The organism is Mesorhizobium carmichaelinearum (genome assembly GCF_900199455.1).
GTDB lineage: Bacteria > Pseudomonadota > Alphaproteobacteria > Rhizobiales > Rhizobiaceae > Mesorhizobium > Mesorhizobium carmichaelinearum.
The window spans coordinates 1-6,156 of the sequence record NZ_FZQR01000081.1 but is presented as its reverse complement, the minus strand read 5'-3'; the positions used below and the strand labels follow the sequence as shown (position 1 = coordinate 6,156).

Here is a 6,156-nt window from a genome sequence, read left to right as displayed (position 1 = left end):
TGATTGTGGGTGGTCTGGCCGCGTTGCACGAGGAAGTGGACATCTTGCTGGAAAGCTTCATGAATTCCACGAATCCGAGCGGCAATGAGTCTCAAAACGAGCGGCAGCAATCATATTCAAATACCGACTCTATCTTTGAATTTGAACCTGCTTTAGAAAAAAGCACGGCGCGGGCAGAGCCAAATCCCGACGGGAAGCCGAAAGGCTATCCGCTTGGCCTTGTGCTGAAAGCGTGCCCCGACATTGTCGACTATGCCGTGGAGGGAATTGGCAGCTGGCGCGATTTCATGATCACCGCGGCCCAGGTCCGCGGATACCTCGGGGTCTCGCCGTCGGCTTACGAGGATGCTTGCCACACAATGGGCCAGGAGACGGCTGCCGTGGTGATCGCCTGCATCCTGCAACGTTCCCAGCACATCAACTCGGCGGGCGGATATCTGCGCGTGCTGACCGAAAAGGCGAGGGCAGGGGAGTTTTCGGTGGGACCGATGTTGATGGCGGCGTTGCGAACGAACGGGGTGACAGCAAAGATGACGGGTTGATCCGAGCGCGAAATTTTTGGCGTTGCCGATGGCCGCTACACGATCAGCCGCGCCGAGTGCCCCAATTGCTGCTCGGCGTCGTTGCAATAGTGCGAGGACTGCGCGGTCGACCCGACGCAATCGGAGGTGCTGGTGCTGATGACAATCGCCTACTTCCAGCCGATCACGCGTGGAGAACTGTCGTCGTTTTTCGGCAAGGTGATCAGCCGCAACCTGATTGGCCATCTGCGTTGCGGATCCGGCATGATCGCCTCCGGCCCACGCAGCCCGACGCCCGGCGCGTCCTATACCTACGTGACGACAAAGGCGTTGGAGTTCGGGCTCGACACTCTTCGTGATCTCCCCGACTTCGAGGCGCTCGAGGATGTAGGCCTGCTGTCGAAGGAAAAACTGGCTCGCGGGGGACATCATGCCGCGGTTTTCGGACCCCGGCGAGAGTGGTCCTGACCCCTCCATCGACGAATAGAGGGTATGTGCCGAGGCCAGAGGATCGGCCGCTCTCCAACTTGCTGGATTGATAGCCCGCGATACCGGACTTATTGGATGTCATCTGGTCCACGGCAAACGGGCTTGTTTCTGCGAGCGACCATCGTCACCGTAGCTTCTCGATCGATCTGACGGCAAGATCGATTTTCCCCACAAGGTCCCTCACCGGCGCACAATCCGGATAGTGCTGCATCAGCATGGACCCTGCGAGGCGGAGGTTTTCGATGTGCTGTTTGCCAGTTTCTGGCTTTCCGCCGGTGGAATTTTCTCCGTAGTAGAGGCCGAAAAACACCGCATCGGACATAGCCTGCCGATCGTGTTCGCATTGAACCCAATCATCAAGCTCGCCTCGGACGGCATCAACGCGCTTGTAAACGCCCGCGCGCGCCCGCATGTCGATGAGCACACGCTTTAGCAACTCGCCTATCTTGGCATGCGCGTCCACAGGCATTGCCGCCTTCGGACGCCGGCGCCGCTTGCCACTGAGCGGCAGCCGGTACTCGACAGTGATTTTAGGACCACGTGGCGAGGGTGCTTTTCGTTGGACGTCGCTCGCGAGCTTCGCCTCGGCATCAGCCTTCTCTCCCGGCGTCACAAAAGGAGCGTGAGCGTCGATGGCGACCTTGTCACAATTCGCCGGTACGATCGGTGAAGAAGCCTTGGAAAGCGCCTGCAGCAGCCCATCGAGCGAATATCCCTTCGAAGCGTCGGCATACAGATAAAGTTCACTGCTGCCTTCCGGATAGTACATCCCCGCCCATTCTGGCCTTGCCAGTGACCAATTGTGTTTCCTCGCCCAGGCGTCACGCTCGGCAATTTTGGACTGGACACTTCCTGAGTAAGGTTCGTCGGCTCCGACGTGATGCTTTGCGACTGGATCGTACCAGGCGCTTCCATGGTCACACCCCGGCAGGCGGCCCGAATATCCCTCTCGGGGTTCGACGCGTGCCTTGGACGGCCGCAGCCCGGTAATATCCATGAACTGCAGGACCCTCGCAGCACCACACACGCGCGCCAGAGCCGCGCTCGCCGAGTCTGGTCTATACTCATCGATCACATGGTCTGAGGCATGACGTCTGAAACGACCGAGCTTGTGAGCATATCGATACTGCGCTGGCTTGATCAGTTCATCGAGTCGCTTTGCAAGTAATACCCGGATCGTCTCGCGACCGGAGGTTCGCGTTTGGCCATCCCGCCAGAAGGTGGAGACATAGACGACGTTCCGCGCCGGGCTGGTGTCCGCTGAATACGCGGCCAATGATCGGCGTGCATGCTGAAAATTGCCAAAGCCCGATACCTGTGATGCCGTGTCGAGGGCTTTGCTGTGGGAGATCGAATCTCGCTTCGAGATAGCCTTAGCAAGGCGTTTTATGCCCTCAATCGAGGACAGCTGAACATCTGTCTTGGACATGCCAGTTCTCCTGGCTCGTTGGGAAGTGTCGCCCGTCAACCACCTCGCGAGCCCGAACATGACATGAACGGGAGCGTCAGCATCGGCAGTGCTGTCAACAGCTTCGCAACGACGGGCGGCGCGCTCCTGCCAGAGCGCCGATTCGTAGGATACAACTGATTTCTTTTCGTGAGAAGTATTTGAACGCCCCAATCGAAGGTGCAGCACACCTCCGGGGCCGCAGCCGAGATCGACGACATGTTCGCCAGGCTTGATTCCAATCCTGTCGAGCTGCGTCTCGGAATCCCGCGCGAGACTGGCGATCTGCCGCGCTCAACAGGCATGGACTTGAGCACGCCATCTCCCGGCTCGGACTTTCCGAGCGGCGTTGAATTCGGCGCGGGTATCTACGTGTCGAAGAAACCGCAGTAGACGGAGATGCTATTGCGCGCGACCGTTTCCAGCGAGACACGAAGCGCGGGAACGGACAAGGCTCTCGCCATCAGCGAATTCCCGCCGATTTGGCTTCGATCCTTTTGCGTTGGTGCCGAGCAGTTGCGAATTGTCGCTCTGCTGACGCCGCGCTTGGCCACAGAGTCTGGCCGGCTTGGGCTTCGCCTTCCAGCCTTCGTAGACAGACCCCACGATGAGGACTGGCGATGCAGACGCGAACCGTGCTGGCGGTCCCGATGGAGTCGAACGACCGGTCTTCGTTCCGGCCGACGCAAACTCCGACGCCGTTTCAACGCCGTCAGCGCTTGTAAATGTCGAAAAACTTGTCCAAACGTCCCTCCGTCAAAGCGACGCCGATGAATAGCCGTAGCAGGGAGTAGACATGGTCTTTCGCTTGAAGGAGCGCCTCGGCCGGAAGTTTGAGGAAGAAGTGCAATTCTTCCGGTGCTGGCAAAAGGACAAAAAAGGAGTGGGCGCGCTTATGCCGACTTCCGTTCATGCGGCGCGCCGCATGGCTAGCGTGATCAGGCCAGCGTCCGGGCTGCCCGTTCTTGAGCTTGGGGCGGGAACCGGCGTAATCACCAAGGCTATCTTGGACAAGGGCGTGAAGCCACAGCAGCTGATCTCGGTTGAGTACTCCAAGGATTTCTGTCACCGCCTGACGCGGCGCTTTCCAGACGTCGATGTTCGATTGGGCGACGTGTTTTCGCTGGATGAAGTCCTGGCGGAGCGAAACGCCGAACAGTTCGACTGTGTCATAAGCGCGGTGCCGATGTTGAGCTTCCCGATGGAGCGGCGCATCGCCTTGCTTGAGGATTTGCTGACCCGCATCCCTGCTGGCAGGCCAGTGATGCAAATCACCTACGGACCGTTGTCGCCAGTGATCAAGATGCCGGACCGCTACATCGTGTCACACTACGATTTCGTCGTCCGCAATATACCGCCCGCGCAGCTCTGGACTTACCGCCGGGCGGTCTGACTCTGAACGCAGCCAGCGCGCTGCGCGCCCCGCGAAATCGTGCCTGAAGCAGAGCGAGAGTTGGGCCAGCTTAGAGCTGCGCTGGCGCTGGCGCTTGAGTACTTCTGCGCCCCCTTGAATGGTCACGGGCCCGACAGCACATTGTGCGATGGCCGACGGCCCTGCGGACGGCTCTACGCAGAGAGTGTTCTGCAAGTTGGGAGGAGCGAATGAACGCGGAGGATTTCAGCAGCCCCATCTTCGTGAGGCGCGCTCGGTATATCGTACAAGAAATCGCCAGCCTTGCGGACGCTATCGATTTTCTCAATGACTGGCCCGAAGATCAAAGTGACCGGCTTCATCAGACTGCCCTTCGGGCATGCTATGATGCATGTGACGGGCAGAAACCCGTAAGCGCTGCACGCCATGCTTTTCTCGACTTCGCCAAGCGAGCCGCCATTTTGGAAGATCCAATATCTGCCATGCAGTGGATCGCCGCCTGCAAGATCGTGCGGGCTTAGGGTTCTCACACGCCTGTCTGCGGTACCGCGCGGTGAGGGCCATTCCACCGTGCGCTAGCAGGTCTTTCCTCGCAGCCGCGCTCGAAACATGTGCTTGGCGATTGAGGTCTGGAGGCGAAGATGCTGGTTGCCCGGCTGGTCGGGTACGAGCCGCGCGAACCGGTGTGGAAGCGGCGGGCCCGGGATCGCGAGCCGGATCTCGACGTGGCCGCTCGCTGGAGCGTCCGCCGCAAGCCGTAGCCGGGCTCGAGGACCTGGCGCTACCTGCGCGAGGAGCGCCATCTCCCCGAGTCTGTGATCGGCGCCGCCATGCGCCACGACCTGCTGCGGGAGGGCCCTCGTGGCAGCATGTGGGCCGCGCCGTGGCGGAGCGGGTTAGTCCAAGGCGGAATATGTTCTGCAGAACATATTCCGCCCTTCTCCGATCGCACCGTTCGTTCGGACCGGGCCTATGGCGCGCTGTCCTTGCGCCTGCGCGATATTGCGCGCTCGATTAATCTTCTCAAACCCGGCGCCTTCGCGGCCTTTCGTCACCAGCGCCGGTACCATGGACAAGGCCGATGGCACTGCCCGCGAGCACATCGCCAAATCGGCCGACCTGATTGCGGCGATCCGCCTGCCGGAGCGCAGTTTTCGCACTGAGGCCGGCACCAACGTGGTGGTCGACATCCTGTTCCTGCGCAAGCGCAAGGTCGGCGAGCCCGAGGGCGATCTATCCTGGCTCGACATCGAGGAGGTCCGGCCAGCCGCGAATGACGAGGGCGCAATCCGTGTAAACCGTTGGTTCGCCCGGCATCCGGATTTTGTGCTCGGCCGGCACGCGTTGATGTCCGGGCCCTTCGGCGAAACCTACACATGCTTGCCCCGCCAGGGTGCGGGCCTCGACGCCGCGCTGTCGGCCGACATCAATCTCCTTCCGAAAGCTCTCTATGACGGCGAGCCCACCGGGATCGACTTCGATATCGAAGATGCCGACGACCATGGCGTCATCGATTTGCCCGCCCTGCATGTGCGTGAAGGCGGCTTCTTCTTCGACAACTCCAGAGGCCCTCATGCAGGTCATCGACGGCGAGCCCGTCGTCGTGAAGATCCGCAAGGGGGCAGCGCCGACGGCGTGCCGGAGAAGCAATGCGGCCCTTCTGGCGGCGACGACAGGGTTGCGTTCCACCAACCGGAAAGACCTCCGCCGCAAACCTGAGCATCGGCGGATGATCCAACGAATCAATCTTGCGCGACAACCGCAGCACTCAATAGTTGGCTATGCATCGCCGCTACGGAGCAAGCGTTCGTTCGAGTTATTTGTCTGCGTTACTGCCTTTGCACCAGTTTGGAAGTGATTGAGGCTATTATCATCTTGGAGCTCAATCACTGCGCAGAATTTTCGCTTCTAACGCCGCCACAACGAAAGCCCGTCTGGCAACCAGCGGGTGGGCTTCGCCACGCAGAACCTGAAGGCATGCATCCATAGCCAGTTTCCGCTTCTTCGTCTGATCCTGGAAGCTCCGGAGCAGAATCGTGGCCGCGTCGTTCACATCGAAAATGACGCGCTCGCGGTCATGTCGGCCAACTTGCACCACCACGGGTCGGACGAACCTGCTCGACATCCAATTACACCCTCAATTCCGAGCTTGGTGCGGTCTGCGCCTGCCATGACGTCGGCTCGTTTCATACATGCATTACCGAGGGCCGAATAGGGCCACCAAACCTTGCCGGCCTTCACCTTTCTGCGCCAGCCACCTGGCGCGAACTCTGCTGCAATGCCGGCGCTTCTGGCGGCGGGCGGGGATGCCGGCAGAGGTAGAGGGC

6 protein-coding genes and 3 pseudogenes are annotated in these 6,156 nt (G+C 60.4%); 7 read left to right on the top strand and 2 right to left on the bottom strand.

Going from position 1 to position 6,156, the window contains the following annotated elements; all coding sequences use genetic code 11:
* The coding region (gene repC, locus CKW40_RS41700) for a plasmid replication protein RepC (protein WP_244571558.1) at positions 1–542 on the top strand (542 nt) is incomplete at its 5' end.
* A gap of 102 nt (positions 543–644) precedes the next feature.
* Positions 645–1,008 (top strand): annotated as a pseudogene (locus CKW40_RS41695) (SMC-Scp complex subunit ScpB); the annotation flags it as partial.
* Positions 1,009–1,134: 126 nt separating this feature from the next.
* Here CKW40_RS41695 and CKW40_RS44290 read toward each other — a convergent pair.
* Positions 1,135–2,439 (bottom strand): DUF5623 domain-containing protein, encoded by a 1,305-nt coding sequence (locus CKW40_RS44290; RefSeq protein WP_244571557.1) that lies wholly within the window; start codon positions 2,437–2,439, stop codon positions 1,135–1,137.
* 237 nt (positions 2,440–2,676) lie between these two features.
* Here CKW40_RS44290 and CKW40_RS44285 point away from each other — a divergent pair, with 237 nt between their 5' ends.
* The 5 genes and pseudogenes from CKW40_RS44285 to CKW40_RS41665 all read left to right on the top strand — a co-directional run.
* On the top strand, positions 2,677–2,850 hold the full coding sequence (locus CKW40_RS44285) for a hypothetical protein (protein WP_179298317.1): 174 nt from the start codon (positions 2,677–2,679) through the stop codon (positions 2,848–2,850).
* 403 nt (positions 2,851–3,253) lie between these two features.
* Positions 3,254–3,850 (top strand): phospholipid N-methyltransferase PmtA, encoded by a 597-nt coding sequence (gene pmtA / locus CKW40_RS41680; protein ID WP_095205314.1) that lies wholly within the window; start codon positions 3,254–3,256, stop codon positions 3,848–3,850.
* A gap of 209 nt (positions 3,851–4,059) precedes the next feature.
* Entirely contained in the window at positions 4,060–4,350 is a 291-nt protein-coding gene (locus CKW40_RS41675) for a DUF982 domain-containing protein (RefSeq protein WP_095205313.1), read from the top strand.
* Between the two features lie 264 nt (positions 4,351–4,614).
* Positions 4,615–4,698 (top strand): annotated as a pseudogene (locus CKW40_RS45695) (hypothetical protein); the annotation flags it as partial.
* A gap of 63 nt (positions 4,699–4,761) precedes the next feature.
* A pseudogene (locus tag CKW40_RS41665) lies at positions 4,762–5,476 on the top strand (lactate dehydrogenase); the annotation flags it as partial.
* Positions 5,477–5,711: 235 nt separating this feature from the next.
* On the opposite strand, the gene CKW40_RS41660 reads toward CKW40_RS41665, so the two are convergent.
* Positions 5,712–5,954, bottom strand: coding sequence for a DUF982 domain-containing protein (locus CKW40_RS41660; RefSeq protein ID WP_095205312.1), 243 nt, complete (start codon positions 5,952–5,954; stop codon positions 5,712–5,714).
* Positions 5,955–6,156 lie beyond the last annotated feature (202 nt).